The organism is Neorhizobium sp. PAMB6716 (assembly GCF_058242805.1).
Genome location: NZ_JBZAYW010000002.1, coordinates 376,357 through 394,886, shown reverse-complemented (window position 1 = coordinate 394,886; position 18,530 = coordinate 376,357). Strand labels below are relative to the sequence as shown.

At 59.3% G+C, this 18,530-nt stretch carries 19 protein-coding genes and 2 pseudogenes; 5 read left to right on the top strand and 16 right to left on the bottom strand.

Going from position 1 to position 18,530, the window contains the following annotated elements; translation table 11 throughout:
* Positions 1 to 3: 3 nt before the first annotated feature.
* The 8 genes from AC4CWH_RS20410 to AC4CWH_RS20375 all read right to left on the bottom strand — a co-directional run bounded on the left by AC4CWH_RS20410 (position 4) and on the right by AC4CWH_RS20375 (position 8,714).
* Positions 4 to 909 carry a tyrosine-type recombinase/integrase gene (locus AC4CWH_RS20410; protein WP_491322105.1) on the bottom strand — a complete coding sequence of 302 codons (906 nt, stop codon included), beginning with the start codon at positions 907 to 909 and terminating at the stop codon, positions 4 to 6.
* 234 nt (positions 910 to 1,143) lie between these two features.
* Positions 1,144 to 2,265 (bottom strand): nucleotidyltransferase family protein, encoded by a 1,122-nt coding sequence (locus tag AC4CWH_RS20405; RefSeq protein ID WP_491322104.1) that lies wholly within the window; start codon positions 2,263 to 2,265, stop codon positions 1,144 to 1,146.
* A 107-nt stretch (positions 2,266 to 2,372) separates the two neighbouring features.
* Complete coding sequence (locus AC4CWH_RS20400; protein WP_491322103.1) at positions 2,373 to 3,251, bottom strand: ribokinase; 879 nt, start codon at positions 3,249 to 3,251, stop codon at positions 2,373 to 2,375.
* Entirely contained in the window at positions 3,248 to 4,123 is an 876-nt protein-coding gene (locus tag AC4CWH_RS20395) for a MurR/RpiR family transcriptional regulator (RefSeq protein WP_491322102.1), read from the bottom strand. Before AC4CWH_RS20395 ends, AC4CWH_RS20400 begins: the two co-directional genes overlap by 4 nt.
* Positions 4,120 to 5,094, bottom strand: coding sequence for an ABC transporter permease (locus AC4CWH_RS20390; RefSeq protein WP_491322101.1), 975 nt, complete (start codon positions 5,092 to 5,094; stop codon positions 4,120 to 4,122). The genes AC4CWH_RS20395 and AC4CWH_RS20390 overlap by 4 nt, the downstream gene beginning before the upstream one ends.
* On the bottom strand, positions 5,087 to 6,625 hold the full coding sequence (locus tag AC4CWH_RS20385) for a sugar ABC transporter ATP-binding protein (RefSeq protein ID WP_491322100.1): 1,539 nt from the start codon (positions 6,623 to 6,625) through the stop codon (positions 5,087 to 5,089). The genes AC4CWH_RS20390 and AC4CWH_RS20385 overlap by 8 nt, the downstream gene beginning before the upstream one ends.
* A gap of 57 nt (positions 6,626 to 6,682) precedes the next feature.
* A complete protein-coding gene (locus tag AC4CWH_RS20380) occupies positions 6,683 to 7,744 on the bottom strand; it encodes a sugar ABC transporter substrate-binding protein (RefSeq protein ID WP_491322301.1) in 1,062 nt (353 codons plus the stop codon).
* Positions 7,745 to 7,793: 49 nt separating this feature from the next.
* Positions 7,794 to 8,714 carry a sugar phosphate isomerase/epimerase family protein gene (locus tag AC4CWH_RS20375; protein WP_491322300.1) on the bottom strand — a complete coding sequence of 307 codons (921 nt, stop codon included), beginning with the start codon at positions 8,712 to 8,714 and terminating at the stop codon, positions 7,794 to 7,796.
* 351 nt (positions 8,715 to 9,065) lie between these two features.
* Between AC4CWH_RS20375 and AC4CWH_RS20370 the strand changes: the two genes are divergently transcribed.
* A complete protein-coding gene (locus AC4CWH_RS20370; protein ID WP_491322099.1) occupies positions 9,066 to 9,203 on the top strand; it encodes a hypothetical protein in 138 nt (45 codons plus the stop codon).
* 205 nt (positions 9,204 to 9,408) lie between these two features.
* On the opposite strand, the gene AC4CWH_RS20365 is transcribed toward AC4CWH_RS20370, so the two are convergent.
* The 3 genes from AC4CWH_RS20365 to AC4CWH_RS20355 are packed head-to-tail and all read right to left on the bottom strand — an operon-like array spanning position 9,409 to position 11,147.
* Positions 9,409 to 10,248 (bottom strand): MBL fold metallo-hydrolase, encoded by an 840-nt coding sequence (locus tag AC4CWH_RS20365; protein WP_491322098.1) that lies wholly within the window; start codon positions 10,246 to 10,248, stop codon positions 9,409 to 9,411.
* A gap of 21 nt (positions 10,249 to 10,269) precedes the next feature.
* Positions 10,270 to 10,596, bottom strand: a complete 327-nt coding sequence (locus AC4CWH_RS20360; RefSeq protein ID WP_491286993.1) for a hypothetical protein — start codon at positions 10,594 to 10,596, stop codon at positions 10,270 to 10,272.
* 5 nt (positions 10,597 to 10,601) lie between these two features.
* A complete protein-coding gene (locus tag AC4CWH_RS20355) occupies positions 10,602 to 11,147 on the bottom strand; it encodes a sugar ABC transporter (RefSeq protein ID WP_491322097.1) in 546 nt (181 codons plus the stop codon).
* A gap of 169 nt (positions 11,148 to 11,316) precedes the next feature.
* Here AC4CWH_RS20355 and AC4CWH_RS20350 point away from each other — a divergent pair, with 169 nt between their 5' ends.
* The gene (locus AC4CWH_RS20350; RefSeq protein WP_491286995.1) at positions 11,317 to 12,216 is read left to right on the top strand and encodes a LysR substrate-binding domain-containing protein; all 900 of its coding nucleotides are present in this window, start codon (positions 11,317 to 11,319) and stop codon (positions 12,214 to 12,216) included.
* Positions 12,217 to 12,239: 23 nt separating this feature from the next.
* Here the strand turns inward: AC4CWH_RS20350 and AC4CWH_RS20345 are convergent.
* Positions 12,240 to 12,356, bottom strand: a pseudogene (locus AC4CWH_RS20345) (DUF3363 domain-containing protein); the annotation flags it as partial.
* Positions 12,357 to 12,515: 159 nt separating this feature from the next.
* Here AC4CWH_RS20345 and AC4CWH_RS20340 point away from each other — a divergent pair.
* Positions 12,516 to 12,707: pseudogene (locus tag AC4CWH_RS20340) on the top strand (LysR substrate-binding domain-containing protein); the annotation flags it as partial.
* A gap of 100 nt (positions 12,708 to 12,807) precedes the next feature.
* Positions 12,808 to 13,287, top strand: a complete 480-nt coding sequence (locus tag AC4CWH_RS20335) for a hypothetical protein (RefSeq protein WP_491287832.1) — start codon at positions 12,808 to 12,810, stop codon at positions 13,285 to 13,287.
* Between the two features lie 58 nt (positions 13,288 to 13,345).
* Here AC4CWH_RS20335 and AC4CWH_RS20330 read toward each other — a convergent pair whose 3' ends face one another.
* Both AC4CWH_RS20330 and AC4CWH_RS20325 read right to left on the bottom strand, forming a co-directional pair.
* On the bottom strand, positions 13,346 to 14,491 hold the full coding sequence (locus AC4CWH_RS20330) for an MFS transporter (protein WP_491322096.1): 1,146 nt from the start codon (positions 14,489 to 14,491) through the stop codon (positions 13,346 to 13,348).
* On the bottom strand, positions 14,488 to 14,826 hold the full coding sequence (locus AC4CWH_RS20325; protein ID WP_491322095.1) for an antibiotic biosynthesis monooxygenase: 339 nt from the start codon (positions 14,824 to 14,826) through the stop codon (positions 14,488 to 14,490). The genes AC4CWH_RS20330 and AC4CWH_RS20325 overlap by 4 nt, the downstream gene beginning before the upstream one ends.
* Before the next feature lie 108 nt (positions 14,827 to 14,934).
* On the opposite strand from AC4CWH_RS20325, the gene AC4CWH_RS20320 reads away from it, so the two are divergent.
* Positions 14,935 to 15,822: a LysR family transcriptional regulator gene (locus AC4CWH_RS20320; protein WP_491287000.1), complete on the top strand. Its 888-nt coding sequence runs from the start codon at positions 14,935 to 14,937 to the stop codon at positions 15,820 to 15,822.
* Between the two features lie 282 nt (positions 15,823 to 16,104).
* Here the strand turns inward: AC4CWH_RS20320 and AC4CWH_RS20315 are convergent, their stop codons facing one another.
* Both AC4CWH_RS20315 and AC4CWH_RS20310 read right to left on the bottom strand, forming a co-directional pair.
* Entirely contained in the window at positions 16,105 to 17,340 is a 1,236-nt protein-coding gene (locus AC4CWH_RS20315; RefSeq protein WP_491322094.1) for an MFS transporter, read from the bottom strand.
* Positions 17,341 to 17,552: 212 nt separating this feature from the next.
* A complete protein-coding gene (locus tag AC4CWH_RS20310; protein WP_491287004.1) occupies positions 17,553 to 18,479 on the bottom strand; it encodes a LysR substrate-binding domain-containing protein in 927 nt (308 codons plus the stop codon).
* Positions 18,480 to 18,530: the final 51 nt, after the last annotated feature.

Genomic DNA, 18,530 nt, shown 5'->3' with positions numbered 1-18,530 from the left:
GGTTCAGCCGTAGGGCGTTTTGCCTTCCATCAGCGCCATCAACCGATCAAGAGGTCCGGCGGCCGCATGAATGGTTCGGGTGGAGACCTTCGCATAGAGAGCCGTCGTCTCCAGCTTGCTATGACCGAGCAGAACCTGGATGACACGGATATCGGTGCCATCCTCCAGAAGATGGGTGGCAAAGCTGTGCCTCAAGGTATGCGGGCTGACGCGCTTGTGGATGCCGGCAACATCGGCAGCTTCCTGAACCGCGCGATGAAGTTGCCGCGACGAGATCGGATCGGTGCGGCTACGCCCCGGAAACAGCCAGCCGTGAGGCAGCATCACACCGCGCCGCTTTCCTTCACGCCACCAAAGCCGCAGCAGTTCGAGGAGCTGCGGAGACAGCATGGCATTGCGATCCTTGCGTCCCTTGCCTTGTTCAACCCGGATCAGCATGCGTTTGGAGTCGATGTCATCGACCTTGAGATGGGCGACCTCGGAGACGCGCAAGCCCGCACCATAGGCCACACCGAGGGCGGCCTTGTATTTGATGCCAGGTGCCGCCTCCCGTAAGCGGGCAGCTTCCTCAATACTGAGCACGTCCGGTAGCTTGCGCGGATTGCGCGTTATCACCAGCGCCCGGGCCAGATCCCGCCGCTTCAGCGTCACCGTGAACAGAAAGCGTAGCGCCGAAACCGTGCTGTTGATCGTCGCAGGACCTACGCCGTTCTCATGCTGATGCAACTGGAAACGTCGTATGTCCTCGACCGTCGCGGTGTCCGGGGCGCGCCCAAGAAACGTAGCGAAGCGCCGAACGTGACGGATGTAGTCCTGCCGAGTGTGGGATCCCAACCCTCGCATCAGCATGTCTTCCTGCATGCGCTGGCGGAGCGGTGTGGTCGGGGCATCGTGTTGAAAGCTGGCCATTGAACGTTCCTCTCGTTGAAGGGAACGTCATGGTCAGGCAACACCAACAGCCTGCCTAAAACCTCAGATAATCATGCGAAACTCGCCGCGCACGCCCTCCCGCGTAGCGGGTTCGTGCATGGACGGCGCGAAGCGGTCATAGGCTCGGTCTTGAGCAGAATCGGACTCTCGGCACCCTATTTGTCTGAGCCACTTCCTACGAGATCAGCAGCTTGGCATTCAATTCAAGTACGTCTATTCGCGAAACGGAAGTTCAATTTCTTCGCGGTTTTTCTTTGCGCCGTCGATCAGGATCGTTTTGAACCGGTCTGCATCTGGTGCCGGCAGCATCCCCGCCCCAATTCGGATAGCGTCTTGCCACGCAGGGCCGCGCTCCCATGCCTCGTTGCAGACGAGGGCCAAGTCGGCGGATCGCCTTGTCTGCTGCAGCGCCTCAAAAAGCAGCGCTGCCTGGCGAATGTCCTTCTCGCGCTTCGCTGGCCATTGCCCGTCGGTGTGCCGACGGCTTGCGACTATGAGCTTATGGACGGCATACCGAACCGGATCAGGGACAACGACCGGGATGCCGCTTCGGTGGAGCAGGATTGTCCTGACCGGTTCCCTGATGAGAAAGTCGAGAAAGCGTAGTGGCTCCGCGCTAGCACCGCCAAGAGCAGGCATCTTCGCCGGCTGATCGACGTAGTCATCCAAGCCACGGTTCGATGTCAGGAATTCAACTCTGTAGCCGTCGGCATTCTGAAACGCTGACGAGGCCCCTGATACCGATCTATGTGGAACGGGCCGGAAACTGGCGTCGACGTGCTGCAGCAACTCCACGATCGGAGGCAGACTATCTTCAACCTCTCGACTGATGGCATAATCCTGTGCGATGTCCGCATCGCCGGTCAGTATGGCAGCCATTGGAAGGCGCACGCCTAGCAGCCCTGAATAGCATTGAAAGGCCACCGTGCCGATGAGAACGCCACGGAGTCGAAACAGCCCCCCATCGGCAAGAGCTTCGACAATGTCGCCCGACATGGCGTCGGGGGATATCATCCCACCTTCGCGCGTCAGGGTATTTACCAACCGCCTGCGAGCGCGCAGGTCGTCCTTGTCCCGCTTATGATCAGATACGCGTTGTGCTATATCCGGATCGTCAGCAGGACCAACATATCGACGTTTGGTACCACCGTGTCCATCCGGGATGTCGAAATACCAATACTTGCGTCCCTTGATGTTCGCGGGGGTGAATCGCCCCTCTGGAGGGAAATCAGCCGTCCAAGCAGCGTCGAGCGAGCGCTGACCTAGCTCGGACGCCAGTTCTACGCCTTGAAGGGATATGAACCGACATCCGCGAGGCCACGTGATCCAAGTCATTGATCTATTCAGAAACGGGCAATTTTGGCCACAGGCAACTGAAGTAACAGCTACGATGTCACCCCTATAGCAGGTAGTCGATGCACCAGATATTAAGGCTGATGAAATCAGCGCTGCGAGCTAACAAGGGTCGCAGCTGCATGATTGGCGGCAGAAAGTGCCGCCTTCATATCATCGCCCTGGAGCAATTGCGCCGCCAATACGCCGATAAACTCATCACCTGCGCCATGCGTGCTGACGAGTTTGATTTTGATGGCGGGTATAGTCGCCTCCTCGCCGTCATGCTGCGCATAGGCCACACCCGCTCCGCCAGCGGTAACGACAGCAACCGGGAAGAATTTTGCAAGAACGCGTGCTGCGGTAATCGCGCCTTCTAGCGTATCGACCGCAGCACCACCGGCCAGCGCTTCCGCCTCGACCGCGTTGACAACCAGAACGTCGATCAACCCTGCCAGTTCAGGCGACAGATCTCTCACCGGCGCCGCATTCAGAACAACCTTGCCGCCCGCTTTTTTCATCGCTGAAGCAGCCAGCACATTTGCAGGATCCGGCACTTCGTTCTGCAGGACCAGGATATTCCCTGCTTGAAACAGCGATACCGCCTGCTGCACATCTGCCTGCCCGAGCTGAAGATTGCTGCCAGACACAATGACTGCACCATAGTCGCCTTCGGAATCGAAGATGGCTACGCTCATGCCGGAAGCAGCACCTTCGATCACCCTGACATGATCCAACTCGACCCTGTTTGCGGAGAGATTAGCAAGAAGCGCTCCCCCGAATTCGTCGTCGCCAACCGCACCGATCATTGCCGATCGCACACCGGCTTTCGCGGCAGACACCGCTTGATTTCCGCCCTTGCCGCCGCATGCCGGATTCCACGCAGAGCCGGTCAGCGTCTCGCCCTTGCGCGGGCGCGCCGGGCCTTTGACAATGATGTCGTAATGCAGACTTCCGAAGACGACGACAGCGGGGCGGGATGCAGTCATAGGAACTTGTCTTTTCGTTTGGAGGCGACAGCCGCCATGGTTTTTTCAAGATGGTTTTCGGCGGCGCTGTAGTCGCGTTGTGCGACGGCGACGAACACTGCGTCGAGAATATTGAGCTGCGCAATGCGGGCGGCGGCATTCTCTCCCATCAGCGGCGAACCCTGCGCTGTCGAACAGAGAACGACGTCGGCATGCTGCGCCAGCGGCGACTCATTATAGTTCGTTATGGCGATGGTGCGGGCACCGTTTCGTCTTGCGATCTGCATTGCCTCAATCACCGCCATAGTGTTGCCGGAGTGCGAGAAGCCGACCGCGATATCGTCATTGCCCAAGAGTGAAGCGGACATGAGCATCATGTGGGAATCGTCATAGACGCTGGCGCGCACGCCGATCCGCAGAAACTTGTGGGCCGCATCGCGGGCGATCTGCGCCGAGCCACCCACACCATAGAAGTCACGCTGACGGGCACCATGGATCAGGTCAGCCGCGCGATCGAACGCTTTGACATCCATGATCGACAGGGTTTCTTCCAGTGCCTGAATGGAGGTCCGGAACACTTTCTGGATGATTTCCTGGGATGTGTCTTCCAAGGACAGTTCCTGGTGCATTTCGGCTGTCGGCAAACGGTTGTACTGGGAAACTGCATTGCGGAATTCGCGATAGCCCGCGAACCCCAATTTCTTGGTAATCTTGACAACCATGGCCTCCGAAACGCCAGCATCGGTTGCGATTTCCTTCAGCGACGTGTCGTCATTGAAGCTGCGCAGCGCGAACACGGTTTCGACCACCCTTGCTTCCAGTGGCGTCAGCAGTGGCAAGCGCATGCGAATGCGTGGGCCCACGGCCTTCGGATCCATGTTGTCGGAATTCATCCCCGTCCCCTTGTCGCGCGATCGATCATCATTGCGACAAGAATTATAAGGCCTGTTGCCAGAAGTTGATAGAAAGCCTGAACATTCATCAACGTCAAACCATTGCGCATGGCGCCGAGAATGATTGCGCCAAGGATCGTGCCGACAATGGAGCCCTTGCCGCCCATCAGCGACGCTCCACCGATGGCGGCAGCCGCAATGGCGTCGAGTTCCCAAAGATTACCGAGGATAGGCTCCGCCGCACCCAGGCGACCGATCAGAATGAAGGACGCAAGTGCCGCCAAAACACCGGAGATGACATAGGCGATGATCTTTGTGAGCGCGATTGGCACTCCGGCGACATAAGAAGCTTCTTCATTGCCGCCGACTGCGAGCAGGTATTCACCAATAGGCGTTTTCTTGAGCAGGACCCAGGCACAGAAGGCGACAACCGTAACGATGATAACAGAATTCGGGATACCAGCCGCACTCCCGTTGAACAGCGACCGGAAGCCTTGCGGCACACCGAGAACCGGATTGCCGCCCGTATAGATCAGCGCGATGGCGCGATAGGTGCTGAGCGTCCCAAGCGTGACAATGAAAGGTTGAAGACCGACATAGGCAACCAGCACGCCGTTTACGAGGCCGCACACGGCACCAATGCCGAGACCGGCGAGAAGCGCAACCGGCACCGGAACACCCGTGACGAGTAGCGTAGCGGTCAGCACGGCGGAGATTGCCGCCGTCGGGCCGACCGAAAGATCGATCCCGCCGGAAATGATGACCAGCGTCATGCCGAGCGCGATGCAGGCATTGATGCTTGATTGCTGCAAGATGTTGATGAGGTTGCGTTCAGAAACGAAGCCCGGCACCAGTACGGCAAACACGGCCATGATGATGATCAGGCCGATGAGCGTTCCGGCATCCCGCAGCGAAAACGCGCTGAAGAGTTTCGAAGAACGCTTGGGCGTTTCGGCGGCGATATCAGACATGGATGTGCTCCTGCGTCGAGGAATTTTTAGTTGGCTCAGCATCGCCGACGGCGTGAGAGACGATGGCCTGTTCCGTCAGCTCATGTCGTTGCAGTTGCGCGGCGACGCGCCCGTTGCGCATGACGATGACCCGATCCGACAGCCGTATGACCTCGGGAAGTTCCGAAGACACAACGATAACGGACTTGCCCTCGGCAGCGAGATTTTCGATCAAATGATAGATCTCGGACTTTGCGCCGACATCGATGCCGCGAGTCGGTTCATCGAACAGAAGAATTTCCGAACCGGCTGCCAGCCAGCGCGCTATGATCGCCTTCTGCTGGTTGCCACCGCTAAATAATCTGATCGGGCGATCGATCTGAAAAGGCCGCAGATTGACCCGCTTCAGCAGTGTTTCGGCGGCATTGTTGAGGGCGGAATGGCGCACGACGCCGGCCTGCGCGAATTTTCGCAGCGACGGCAGCGCCATGTTAAGTGACACCGGGCGCATGGGGATGATGCCTTCGCGCTTGCGTTCTTCCGGCAAAAGACCGATCCCGGCGGTGATAGCGGAGCGCGGGTTCGTGAGTTTCAGCGCATGTCCGTCAATGAAGACCTCGCCGGACGCGATCTTGTCGACGCCAGCCATGAGACGCAGCAGCTCGGTCCGCCCGGAGCCAACCAGACCTGCAATGCCAACAACCTCACCGCGTCTTACCGTGAAGGAGACGTCGCGGACATGCGTAACGGCGGAGGAGACGCCCCGCACTTCGACGCGAACGTCCTCCTTCACAAACGAATTGTGTTCTTCCTGCATAAGCTCGCGGCCGACCATCATCGCAATTACGTCTGATTGCACGGCGGTACGCAGATCGACCGATCCCACCACCTTGCCATCACGCATGACAGTGCCCTGATGGCAGATCCGAAAAACCTCATCCATCTTGTGCGAGACATAAATAACAGCAACACCAGAGGCCGCCATCTTCTCGATAATGACGGCAAGGCTCTCGAACTCGGCAGGGGTCAGGCTCGACGTCGGCTCGTCCATAGCGACGATCTTGGCATTTTCGAGCAAGGCACGGGCGATCTCGACGATCTGCCGCTGCGCCACTTTCAGGTTCTTGATTGGTGTCGATGGATCGATCGACGGATCGATCATGGCCAGCGCTGCAGCGGCGCGCTTTTCCTGCTCGCGGCGATTGACTAACAAGCCGCCAGCAGTCTTCAGCGGATGGCCCAGAAACATGTTCTGCGCAACCGTCAGATTGGGAATCTGCTGCAGTTCCTGATGGATCATCGCGATGCCGGCGCGGCGGGCATCCTCTGGGCTCTTAAACGTGGCGAGGGTGCCATCGACGTAAAACTCGCCGCTGGTCTGGCGCGATACACCTGACAAAATGCGTAGCAGGGTAGACTTGCCCGCGCCGTTTTCGCCGAGAAGAGCGTGAACTTCACCGGGGTTTACGGAAAAGGTCGCATCGGATAGCGCCTTGACGCTTGGAAATGTCTTGGTGATACCCTCGAATTGGAGGCGAGCCGTTGTGGTCATCTTGATGCTTTCATCAAACGAGGGAGCCGGCCCCGAAAGAACCGGCTCCTGTTGTCATTACTGCGCGGACGCAGCATCTTTCATCAAAACGGCGCGCACATCGACGCCATCACCCTTGTATTTGGAGAGGTTTTCCTTGGTGATCAGCGCCTGAGGGGTGGCAACAACACGCGCCAATTTCTGGCCTGCGACCAAACGCAATGCGGTTTCCATAGCCACTTCACCGGTGAGAACCGGGAAGCTATCGACGGTGCCGGTCAGATCACCAGCCTCGATGGACTTGTAGGCGTCGGAAATGCCATCAGTGCCGAACACAGCCACCTTGCCAAGCAGGCCGGCGGCCTTCACAGCTTCAATGACACCAAGCGCCATTCCGTCATTGTTGCAGTAGAAGCCGACGAGATCCGGGTTCTGCTGCAGAATGTTGGTGGCTGCATCGTAGGACTGTTGACGGTCCCAGTTGCCGGGAACGCTGGCAACGACCTTGAACTTGGAGTTCTCGCCGATGGTTGCCTTGAAGCCCGCTGTGCGCTGGACGGCTGCAAACACGCCAGCCTGGCCTTCGATGATAGCGACCTTGCCACCGTTGGGACGGTTTTCAATGAACCATTTGGCAACACGCACGCCGTTGTCGCGCTGAACGTTACCGACATAATGTTCCGCCTGTGGGATCACGGCATCGTTGACGTTCACGACCGGAATCTTGGCCTCTTTGGCCTGCTCCATCACCGGCTGCAGGTTGGCATCCGTCTGCGGCGACACAAGAAGTACGTTTACGCCGGTGGTGACCATGCCTTCTGCGATCGTAAGCTGGCCCAGCTGATCGCCCTCGCTCTGCGCAGCCTGATAGGCAACCTTAGCACCAGCTTTTGTGGCAAATTTCTCGTAACCTTCACCAAGCGAGCGCCAGTATTCGTTGGTGAGAGTTTTGGAAACGCCGCCGGCACGGGTGCCTTGCGGAATCTTTGGAAACACGCCGTACTTGGATTCAAGCTGCGACCAGTCAATACGGTCTTTTTCGGTATCCGAGTTAAGCGGTGCGAGCTCCTGCGCAAAGCTGGCGCTCGCCATAAGCGCCAGCGCCAGGCCGGCAATCGCGGATTTCAGGTGTCTGTTCATGGTATCCTCCCAGTTGGTTATTGGAAAAAAGATGTCTCTTGGAGCCTCCTCAAGCGACGTCGCCGAGCATTGCCTCCTGAATGATGGACTGTGCGGTAACGGCATCCTGACGTTCGATTGCGCTGCCGAGGCGGTTGTCGCCTTCAAGGCGATCGACGACCTTCAGCATGCGTTTAACCGTCTGGATATTGACCTCGCATTCATGAACCGGATCGAGACCAGTCATGTCAGGGAATGTGTCGAAATAGATGGCGCCTTCGTAGCCGTCGCGACGGATCTGACGCAGCAGTTCGATTGTCTGGATCGAGTGAACCGCGCCGACCATCAGGCCGTCATCGCGCTTGGCATAGCCGTCGTTGAGATGAACGCCCAACAGGCGGCTGTGGCGCGCGATCATTGCGGCTGCGAAAGCCGGCTGTTCGTCGGCATAAAGCACGTGGGCAAAATCGAGCGTCACACCAAGGTTCGCACAACCGGCTTCCTTGATGGCGAGGAGCGTAGTGGCGCAATCAGGCATCAAGCTGTAGGAGCGAGGCTCATTAGGCTTGTACTCTATAGAGATCTGGCAGTCGGCATCATGCTCGCAAACTTCACGGATTCCGTCGATTTCGTGTTGCCAGATGCGATCATAGTCCGCCTGGAAAGCGTAATCAAAACCGTCTTGGCCAAGCCAGATGGTCATAAGATTGGAACCGGCTTCGCGGGCGGCATCAATGCCAGCCTTGGTGAGGTCGATCGCTTCCCGGCGAACGGATTCGTCGGGATGAGTGAAGGCGCCGAGCTTAAAAGCCGGGTTGGTGTAGTAGCGCATGGCAAAACCGTTGATTGCCAGGCCCATATCTTCCAGCTTGCGCTTTAACTCGCTTGGCTTTTCTCCGACATGATCAGGGTAATTAAGGTCGAGATCTGTCAGACCAACGACCTTTGCCGCGCGCGCCGCCATCTGCAGAACCGTTGGCTTGCCTTTCATGTCAGGCCATTCGCTGGCGGGGTTCGATGCGAATGAGTTGAGGCGGGTGGCAAAACGGAGGTTCGACAATGTCTTCGTCCCTATCGGAAATGATGCGATAGGGTTACTTCACAAATTTATTTCATTTTGTAAAGCAAAATAGTTTTTGCAGTGCGGGAGGCGCCGCCCGATCAGCTCTAAGCAGCCTGAAAGACCACCGGAATTAGCACTTAACGAAGGGTGAGTGCGGTAATGGCCATGTGACCGATCAAGTATTCCGGAACGTCGAATACATGAACTTCGCGGGTGGGATTCCGGAATTCGCCCTATCTTTATATCTCGGTCCAATGCGTTGAACCAATACGAACCTTCGTGCGAATCCTGATCGGCATGGTGCAGGCAGGAACGGGATGGGCTGTGCTGCTGGACTATCTGTGCGCCGAAGCTCTGGCCACCGGGCAACTCATGGAACTGCCGACGGCGCGCCTGGGGCCGGACAACGCGCTCTAGCTCGTCTGGAATAAGACGGCACTCCGCCATCCTCGTGTTTTGCATGTAAGAGATTTTCTGCTGCGTGCGGTTTGAGCGCGTAAGCGTGGATGAACGGCTGCCGCTTCCATAATAGCCCTCGATAGCAGCGAAGGGCCGTGGGCCAGCACGCCGCGGCGGATGCTCTGTGGTTTCGAACGTAGCTCGCGCCGACAGCGGCACTCGCTCATTCCTCATATGCGACACCGTAGGCCAGCTTTTTTCGCTCGATCCGCGCGAAGCCGGGTTCGCCCAGGTGAATGCCGGCGATCAGCAGTTGCTCGGCGGCCACGCAGTTCAAAAGCCTTGATCGTGTCGCGGCTGAGAGCGACGCATCCTGATCGAACGCGATCGACACCTCCGGGCGCGGAACCTGGATCTGGGGGAAATGAACGATGTCGCCCCAGACCAGCAGGCTCTTATCCCCTGAATCGAGACGATAGCCGGTGTGTCCGGCTGTATGTCCCGGCAGCGGCATCGCTGTGATACCGGACAGCACCTCGCCGCCCTCAATAGTATGCAGTCTGTCGCGATAGCCATCGAACGCCTGACGCGCCACGAGGAAGTTGCCACGGGCGCGCTCGGGCGCACGGCTCAGATTGCCATCATCCTGCCAGAACGCGAATTCCCGATGGTGGGCGACAAGCTCGGCGCTCGGGAAGACGGCTTCGCCTGAAGCGTCCATCAGCCCCCCGACATGATCGGGATGGGCGTGCGTCAACAGAATCGTATCGATCTCGGAAGGCTGGATGCCAGCCAGTAGCAGATTATTTTTCAGTCGACCGCCCCACTGCTTGAAACCACCTGCTCCTGCATCGATCAGGACCGTGCGACCGCCTCCTCGGACAAGGTAGCAGTTGATATGGATCGATGTATGATCCGTTATCCCCGCATTTTCCTGCATACGGGCGGCATCGGCCGGGTCGATGTTTGCAAGAAAGTCGAAACTGGCGTGGAGATAGCCATCGCTGACTGCGGTGATTGTTAAATCACCGATCTGTTGGTTGGGTAATGCGAAACTAGACATTGGTTTTCTCCTGGCATCCGCTCAATGTCGCGCGTGAATGCTCGACGCTTCATAGCCAAAGCAACGGATGCGCGCGCTGAGGCCGATATTGCCCGTGATGGCCTCGTCCAGTTCTTCCATGAACCGATCCATGACTGGCGGCGTCCGAAATGGCTCAAGGCGATATTGGACCTCTGCGAAAGCGGGGTGCCCCCGGCCATGCCGGACAGCGACATAGACAATATGCACGTTCGCCAATACGGCCCGGAGAATGTCGGTGCAAAGGTCTGTGCATTGCTCCGTGAGGTCAGCCAGAGCTTCGTCCGGCGGCATCCTGTCTGCGGGAATATAGATCGTAACATTCGGCATCGGCGCTACCGCGCCTTCCCGACAGCGGCGTCAACGTCATTCGTCAACTGCGCCGTCATCGGCACATAGACATGGACGCCTTCAGATAGATGCTCAATGTCAGACACGCTGCCGCGTTCCACCTTGGCGAGCCAGCGGTGTTCCGGGAACTTCTCCAGTGCGACCGCCTGCATCGCATAGGGGGTGAGGCCCAGCCGGATCAGAGGTTCGGGGCCTGTTGCGCTCAACGCCAGATATTCGCCATCCCCAATACCCGGCGCGCGGTCGATGCCGCCATAGAGGTTCCGGTGCCAGTCGGTGATGTGCTGTTGCCAGCGTGCGAAATTGCCGCCACCCTTATGGCGGTATTCCTCACCCGTCAGGATGTCGAGGCCGTCAATCGAGTGTAGAGCGAGATAGACGGGGCAGCCACGGCTCAGCGCCTTGAAACGCTGCGAGGTGTGGAAGCCAGTCACCGAAATGAGGGCTGGCAGCTTGTCCAGGCTGTAAAAGTCGTTCCATTCCGCTTCGCTGCCCGGATCGGCAAAGCTGCATTCCACCGTATAGATCATTGTACCACCTTCGACCGAAAGCGCGTAGCTTCGGGCCTCGTCTATCGTTGATATTTTCTCATGATAGACTGGTGATATCCTCCCATATATCGACAATGGATCAAGCTTCAGTGATCTAATATCAAGGTGATGGCAGATCGAAGGCCGAACCATCCCGTGAGGAACCATCATGCGCCGCAAGATTCCCAGCAATTCCGCACTCATGGCGTTCGAGGCGTCGGCTCGTCATGGGAGCTTCGCTCGCGCAGCCGACGAACTGGCCCTGACCGAAGGGGCGATCAGCCGCCAGATCGGCCGGCTGGAAGCCTTTCTCGGCGTCACGCTGTTCGAGAGAGTCGGCAATCGCGTCCGGCTTTTGCCGAATGGAGAACGTTATGCGGCGCAGGTTCGCGAGACACTCGACCGGTTGGAGCGTGACAGTCAATATCTGATGGGGCAGCCCGGCGACGGCGCGAGCCTCGACATCGCAATCTTGCCTACGTTCGCCACGCGCTGGCTCATCCCGCGTCTGAAGCCGTTCCAGGAGCGGCATCCGCATATCACCCTGCATCTTGCCGAACGGATGGAGCCATTCGTTCTCACCGGCAGTGGGTTCGACGCTGCTATCCATTTTGAGCATCCTGCCTGGACGGGAATGCGCACGCACCGCTTGCTGCATGAGGTGCTGGTTCCGGTCTGCCATCCGGCGCTGATCAGGGGCCGAGACCCTGTCACAGCCCTCGATGCGCTGCCGCGGCTCCATCGCCGCCAGAACCCGGACGCCTGGCATCGCTATGCGCAAGAGGCAGGGGTCGTGCTGACCAATCCTGCGATTGGTCCCCGCTATGATCTTCACTCCATGCAAATCGAAGCCGCGTTGGCCGGTCTCGGCGTCGCGCTAGTGCCGCGCCTCTACATAGAGACCGAGTTAGCGGAAGGTCGCCTGGTCGCGCCCTGGCCCGACGGTCAGTCGATCTCCAAGACCTTCTGCCTCATCCTGCCGGAGCCGATCCGACTGAGCGACGGTCCAATACAGGTTTTCTCAAATTGGCTTCTCAAGGAGGTGCAACCGTCAAATCCAACGCTTTGAAGGCGACCTCTGGATCCGTCACAATCCAGGCCCCTTCTGCCCCCCAATTGCCACGAGACCGATCCGCCCTGAACGATGCCTGTCACCTCCCGCCCAAGCTGGCGGTCAATCACCGGTCGCCACGGGACCAGCGTAAAATCGATGCATGGCGCTTTGCGCGTCACATCGATGCGCTTGAGCAAGCTGTCGGAAAGGCGCTGTTCGTCCGGACGCAGCGCGGTCTGTCGCCGACCGACGCCGCGCGGGAGCTGAGACCGCTCGCAGAATCACTGGCCTCCGTGTCGGCGGCTTTCCTTCGCATGGCCGATGGGCAAACCGCTGAAGTCCGCGGCAGGGTGCGGGTCAGTGCAAGCGAAGTCGTGGGCATAGAACATCTTCCCTCGATCCTGACGCGGCTGCGCGAAAGCCATCCTAACCTTGCGATCGAACTCTCGCTTTCGAATTCGGTGGATGACCTCCTACAACGTAAGGCAGACATCGCGATCCGCATGGTCCAACCCGAGCAGCAGGCCTTGGTGGCGAAAAGGATCGGCATTATACCCATCGGTTTGCATGCACCGATACCTAGAGCGCCGGGGCGTTCCCAACAGCATGGAGGCACTCGCGGATCACGATCTGACTGGCTTCGATACCGAGACGCCGGCGATCCGGGCAATTACGCAACGCTACCCGGCCATAAGCCGAAGTGCCTTTGCGCTGCGCGTCGACAGCGATGTCGCTCAGCTTGCGGCGATCCGGGCGGCCTTTGGCATCGGTATCTGCCAAGTGCCGATTGCCTCTCGTCACTCTGATGGTGTTCAGTTTTTGGCTTTCTTTTGCATCGGGATACTGTTCGGCAATCTCAACGCTATGGCGATGCGCTCTCTTGGCCAGGTCGCTGGCCTGGGGGCATCGCTGATCGCTTCGGGGTCAAGCTTGGTCGCCATCCTATACGCCATTGGCGCCGGGAGTTTCCATGACGGGTCAGTTGTGAATTTCACGATCGGTTTCTTTGTCGCTGGCGCCAGCTCTCTCATATTAGCGGCACTGGCAAAACGGAGTGACGCTTCGCCAGTCGAAGCAGCTCAGTAAGTGGAGCAACAGTCGGATTGATCTGCAGCACATATTGGCGGCAGACCGACCCGCTGGATCAGCGCTTCATCCGAAGTGCCGATCCGGCAGCGCCCGCCAACAGCGCGATACCTGCCCACGACAACCCGCCTGGTCCTGCGGTTTCGAGAACGATACCGCCCATGACGGCTCCGCAAAAAATGGCGATGTTCCATGCCGTGACGATCATCGCCTGGGCCACGTCGGCCGAAGGACCGGCCACGCGAGCCGAGGCCGTCTGAAACACTGTCGCCGACCCGCCAAAAGCCAGTCCCCAGATCAGTGCGGCCCCGTAGATCGTCAACGGTGATCCGCTCGTCGCCGCAACTATCAAGACCGCCATAAGAAACAGACCGATGCCGGTGAAGGTCAATGGTCGCAACCATTTGTCGATCAACACGCCCGTCACACCGATACTGACAAGTGCAGAACACCCAAACACCAACAAGACACTGTCTATCTGGTCGACCATGTGGTGGCCGGTGAGCAGGGGCGCGATGTAGGTGTAGAGGAGGTTGTGAGCCAACACAAAGGAAAGTGTCACCGCCAATACCGGGCGCACGCCCGGAACCACAAAGACCTGGGCCAAGGAAGGGCGTTGCCTTTCAGGTTCGCCGGCGAAATCCGGCACCTTGGCGATGATCCAGCCCACCAGCAGCAGCGCGACGACGCTGAGCAGACCGAAGGTCAGCCGCCAACCAGCGTAGATTCCCAGATACGTGCCAGCCGGAATGCCGATGGAGAGCGCAAGGGGCGTCCCTGCCATGGCGATGGCCATTGCCCGGCCCGCCAAATGAGATGGCGCCATGCGAACCGCATAGCCGGCCAGCAACGCCCAGAGCAGGCCGGCCGATACACCACCTACAAAACGTGCCACCATGGCAACGCTAAAGCTCGCGGTCATTGCCGTCACCAGGTTGGCGATGGCGAAACCGATGATGGCGCCAACCAGAAGCGGTCGTCTGCGCCAGCTTCGTGTCGCCGCCGTCAGCGGGATCGCTGCGAGCAGCGATCCCAAGGCATAGATGCTAATCCATTGTCCGGCCAGGGCCTCGCTCACACCCAGAGATCGCCCGATCTGCGGAAGCAGACCGGCCGGTAGGGCCTCCGTCAGGATGGTGACGAAACCGGCAATCGCTAGTGCACATAGCCCCTCTACTGGCAGCCGTTCGATCTGGGCCGTCATGCTGGGGCATTCGGCAGCACCAGGTCGCCGACGGTGTAGGTGTGAAACTCGCTCGACGAGACGGTGTCGAGCTTGCGGAACTTTTCGAGGAAGACTGGATCGGAAAAGAAGATCTCGACGTCGCCCGGATCGGAAATCGCCTCGATGTTCACGACGGTTAGCCCATCGGTGCTCTTGGCAAGGTTGCTCCACAGAAAACCAGGCTTCCGCTCGGCGACATAATGGACGACATCCTGGATCAGTTGGAACGCTTCCTCCTGCTTGCCGGGGTGAACGTGAATGACGTTGACGATAAATGTCGTTGGGGCGGGCTGGATCGTGAAGGTGGGGATCATGGTCGTCTCCTTGGTTTCGGAAGACCAAGGGATAGCTGTCGGTTCGTTGCGGATAAACAGGCCGATATTCCGATGACTACGGAATTAAATTCCTGTAGCAGTCAGTGCATGGACAAACTCACAGCGTTCGACGCCTTCGTGCAATCGGCTGAAACCGGCAGCTTCGTCGCGGCCGGCCGCAAGCTCGGCCTTTCTGCCTCCGCCGTCGGCAAGGCGGTGATCCGGCTGGAACAACGGCTGGACGTGCGCCTGTTCCGTCGCAACACGCGCAACATGACGCTGACCGAAGAAGGGCGGTTGTTCCTTGAACGCTGCCGCCGCATCTTCGAGGAGGTCGAGGCAGCGGAAGCCGAGCTTGCCCGATCCAATCGAGCGCCGAAAGGCCGGCTACGTGTCAGTCTGCCGCTGGTTGGCATGCTGTTGACGCCGGTGATGGCCAAGTTCATGCGCGCCTGGCCAGAAGTGCAACTCGACCTGGACTTCAGCGATCGGCTGGTGGACGTGGTTGAGGAAGGGTTCGATGTCGTCATTCGCACCGGGCAACCATCGGATAGCCGGTTGATGAGCCGCAATGTAGGCCGCTTCAAACTGAAGATCGTCGCCTCGCCCGACTATCTGGCGCGGTGCGGCGTCCCGGCAACCCCCGGCGATCTCGCAGATCACCAGTGTCTCCACCAACGGTCGCCCAGCACCGGCAAGATCCGACCCTGGCCGTTTGCTCGCGGGGAACGGCAGGGCAAGATTGTCCTGCCCGAACGGATGAGCGCGACAGCGGTCGACCCTCTTATCGAGTTGGCGATCGAGGGGCTGGGCATTGCGTGTCTGCCACCCTTTGCGATCCGGAGCGAGATCGCTGATGGCCGTCTCGTCTCGATGTTGGACGAGTGGATGGAAGAAACCGATCAGTTCAGCATTCTCTGGCCGGCCAGCCGTCAGATCACGCCCAAACTGAGGGCGTTCGTCGATTTCATGGCAGAACATCTGCAACCGCAGTAGGTGCCGCGCTACGCGTCAGCACCTGGCTCAAACCGAAGATCAAGCTCTGGAACCAGTCCTCCCGGATCCCAGTCACGCCCCCCGATCCTGGAATACGGTGGCGCGGCGCACGTTTCGGTCTCTCGCCTGTTGTAACGAACAGTTGCTCACGCCACAAACGGAAGCGTAAGCAACTTGGGCTGCCGGGAACAACGATCTGGGGCTGTCTGTGTGCTCTCCCCCTCTGAGCCAACCGCCAGCGCGGACGCACCAGTCCGGCAATCCGGGATCGCCGATTGGCGGTCATTTATGCCGTCCGGCTAAAAACGCTATAACCGCCAGAAACTGGGTCGCCACCGCCAGTATGAAAACGGCGGAGTCAGAGATCGTCCGGGCGATGCCGAACAGCGCGGGCGCGAGGGCATAGGTGGCCTGGCTCAGAGCCACGATCAGCGGCACCACACGGGAGACGTCACTCCTCGCAAATTCCACCTGTGCGATGAGAGGCGGGAGCGACGTGGCGTTTCCGATGCCGAGGCCGAACAGCAGGACCCCGAGAACCACCGCGGCGGCGTTTTCTCCACCCGTCGCCAAAAGCATCAGGGTGCCGATGACCTGAACGCCGTAGCTTGCAGACGCGATCAGACGGCGGTCCGCCGAAACCGGCATCAGCCAACCGATGCCCGTGCGCCCGAGGATTGCCGCAACGGTAGCCCCTCCCAGCAACAGGCCCGCCGTCTGTGATTCGAGGACAGGAACCATGATCGAGAACAGATGGGCCAGCAGTCCGATCTGCGCAAACAGCCCCGCAGCCATACCCACCGCCAGCGTTATGAAGCGGCGGTCGCGCCACAGGTAAGCGCCTACCATGGGCTCAGCGAGCGACGGAGCCGTCGGAGGCACCCCGTGGCCTTGCCATGCTCCGTCTGGAAATTGCCCGAGGCCATCGGGAGATTTGGAAAAAGCCACAACAGACAGGGCGGCCACGGTGATGATCATGGAAGCGCCGACGATGACGGCTGCCTGTGCAAACCCGCTTGAGGCGATGAGCATGACCCACAGAGGCGAGAAAATCACGCCGCCCACACTTGCTCCGTTGTACGCCATGGACAGTGCCGCCGGGCGGGCCTTCACAAACCAGGGCGCGATAATGGCATTCACTGCCGCAGCGCCCATCGCAACCCAGCCTGTTCCGCTCATGAGAGCGGCGGCGAACAGGTACCACGGCTGATCGGCCACAGACCAACCGACGACGCCGACTGCGAGAAGTACCGCGCCCGTGACTGTGATCACGGGAACACCCGCCAGCCGGTACAGTCGCGGAAGATTTGCCACGACGACCGCACCGACCAGAAAGTGCAGCGTAACAGCACTCGAGACGAGCGCGACGGACCATCCCGTTCGCTGGACCACCATCTGCAGGTAGATCGGTGGTCCGTAAAAACCGACACCCCAGCCAAAGACTGCCAGCACGAAGGTCGCGGCGACCACATGCCAGCCGAAAAAGGGTGTTGTCCTGGATGGTGGGCAAGATGTCATGACCTGGGCTCCGTTGGTGACGGGCTCTTATGGCAGCATCCGGGAAGCAAAGCTTCGGTCGCGATCGAAGTGTGTTGGGGCTTGGCGACTATCGGTGCAAGTTGTGCCCGAAGGGCGCGGTGGCCAGCCGGTCAGTAGCTGCCGGTGTCCCCAGGGATTACAGGCGAGCTGTTCACGCCTTGAACGGTATCGAACCGTTGGTCGGACTTGGTTCACAAGCGGTCTAAGGGTTTGGGCAAGTTTTTCACTACAGACACTCCGAGCGTTGTCTCAATAAAATCTAAAACAATCTTCGACTTCTCCTCGGCATGCCAGGCGACCAGCAGTTCGACCTCCGGTGGAATGTCATCGAGTGGGCGGTATACGAGATAGGGGCTTGAGTTGTGCGCAAGCCAGGCCGGCGCGATCGCGACGCCGACGCCGGCTGCGACCAGCGTTCCGATCGCCAGCGTGTGTGATACCTCCTGCACGATGACCGGATAGACACCGGCGCGACGCAACGCATCCATGATCGCGTGATAATAGCTCGCACCGACCAGCGGTGCATAAGTGATCAGCGGCTCGCCGGCAAAATCCTTGACCGTCAGGCTGCTCATCTGCGCCAGCCGATGCCCACCCGGCAAGACGGCGACGAATCCCTCGTGCAGGATATGTTCGGTCTTTAGGAAACCGGCCGGGTTGGTGGGGCGGATGAAGGCGACCTGTATCTTGCCGCTTTGCAGCAGTTCCAGCTGTTTTGCCGTGCCGAGCACCTGCACATCCACCGTCATGGCCGGATAGTGCTTGCGGAATTCCCCGATGATCGGCGGCAGGACATGGGAGAGCGCCACATGCACGCCGCCGACCGACATCGTCCCGCTGTGTTCGCCGGAAATCGATCGGGTATGGGTTACCGCCCGGTCGATGCCACCCAGGATCTCCTGGGCGTGGCGCAGGAAAATCTCGCCGGCAGGCGTGAGCTCCACCCGCCGGGTGGTGCGGCGAAACAGCGGCGTGCCGAGGCGCTCCTCGAGCTGACGGATCTGCTGGCTGAGCGGCGCCTGCGCCATGCCAAGCCTGTCGGCGGCGCGGCTGAAATGCAACTCCTCCGCGACGCAGGTGAAATACTGAAGGTGCCGGAACTCGATGCCGTATTTCATATCTCACACATATCAATGAGGCAGTTATTTTGTAATAGATAATAATCTATT

What these genes read in the sequence shown, in the direction of transcription:
- AC4CWH_RS20410 (WP_491322105.1), bottom strand. Translation starts at nt 909, where the DNA reads ATGGCCAGCTTTCAACACGATGCCCCGACCACACCGCTCCGCCAGCGC.
- AC4CWH_RS20405 (WP_491322104.1), bottom strand. Translation starts at nt 2,265, where the DNA reads ATGACTTGGATCACGTGGCCTCGCGGATGTCGGTTCATATCCCTTCAA.
- AC4CWH_RS20400 (WP_491322103.1), bottom strand. Translation starts at nt 3,251, where the DNA reads ATGACTGCATCCCGCCCCGCTGTCGTCGTCTTCGGAAGTCTGCATTAC.
- AC4CWH_RS20395 (WP_491322102.1), bottom strand. Translation starts at nt 4,123, where the DNA reads ATGAATTCCGACAACATGGATCCGAAGGCCGTGGGCCCACGCATTCGC.
- AC4CWH_RS20390 (WP_491322101.1), bottom strand. Translation starts at nt 5,094, where the DNA reads ATGTCTGATATCGCCGCCGAAACGCCCAAGCGTTCTTCGAAACTCTTC.
- AC4CWH_RS20385 (WP_491322100.1), bottom strand. Translation starts at nt 6,625, where the DNA reads ATGACCACAACGGCTCGCCTCCAATTCGAGGGTATCACCAAGACATTT.
- AC4CWH_RS20380 (WP_491322301.1), bottom strand. Translation starts at nt 7,744, where the DNA reads ATGAACAGACACCTGAAATCCGCGATTGCCGGCCTGGCGCTGGCGCTT.
- AC4CWH_RS20375 (WP_491322300.1), bottom strand. Translation starts at nt 8,714, where the DNA reads ATGAAAGGCAAGCCAACGGTTCTGCAGATGGCGGCGCGCGCGGCAAAG.
- AC4CWH_RS20365 (WP_491322098.1), bottom strand. Translation starts at nt 10,248, where the DNA reads ATGTCTAGTTTCGCATTACCCAACCAACAGATCGGTGATTTAACAATC.
- AC4CWH_RS20360 (WP_491286993.1), bottom strand. Translation starts at nt 10,596, where the DNA reads ATGCCGAATGTTACGATCTATATTCCCGCAGACAGGATGCCGCCGGAC.
- AC4CWH_RS20355 (WP_491322097.1), bottom strand. Translation starts at nt 11,147, where the DNA reads ATGATCTATACGGTGGAATGCAGCTTTGCCGATCCGGGCAGCGAAGCG.
- AC4CWH_RS20350 (WP_491286995.1), top strand. Translation starts at nt 11,317, where the DNA reads ATGCGCCGCAAGATTCCCAGCAATTCCGCACTCATGGCGTTCGAGGCG.
- AC4CWH_RS20335 (WP_491287832.1), top strand. Translation starts at nt 12,808, where the DNA reads ATGGAGGCACTCGCGGATCACGATCTGACTGGCTTCGATACCGAGACG.
- AC4CWH_RS20330 (WP_491322096.1), bottom strand. Translation starts at nt 14,491, where the DNA reads ATGACGGCCCAGATCGAACGGCTGCCAGTAGAGGGGCTATGTGCACTA.
- AC4CWH_RS20325 (WP_491322095.1), bottom strand. Translation starts at nt 14,826, where the DNA reads ATGATCCCCACCTTCACGATCCAGCCCGCCCCAACGACATTTATCGTC.
- AC4CWH_RS20320 (WP_491287000.1), top strand. Translation starts at nt 14,935, where the DNA reads ATGGACAAACTCACAGCGTTCGACGCCTTCGTGCAATCGGCTGAAACC.
- AC4CWH_RS20315 (WP_491322094.1), bottom strand. Translation starts at nt 17,340, where the DNA reads ATGACATCTTGCCCACCATCCAGGACAACACCCTTTTTCGGCTGGCAT.
- AC4CWH_RS20310 (WP_491287004.1), bottom strand. Translation starts at nt 18,479, where the DNA reads ATGAAATACGGCATCGAGTTCCGGCACCTTCAGTATTTCACCTGCGTC.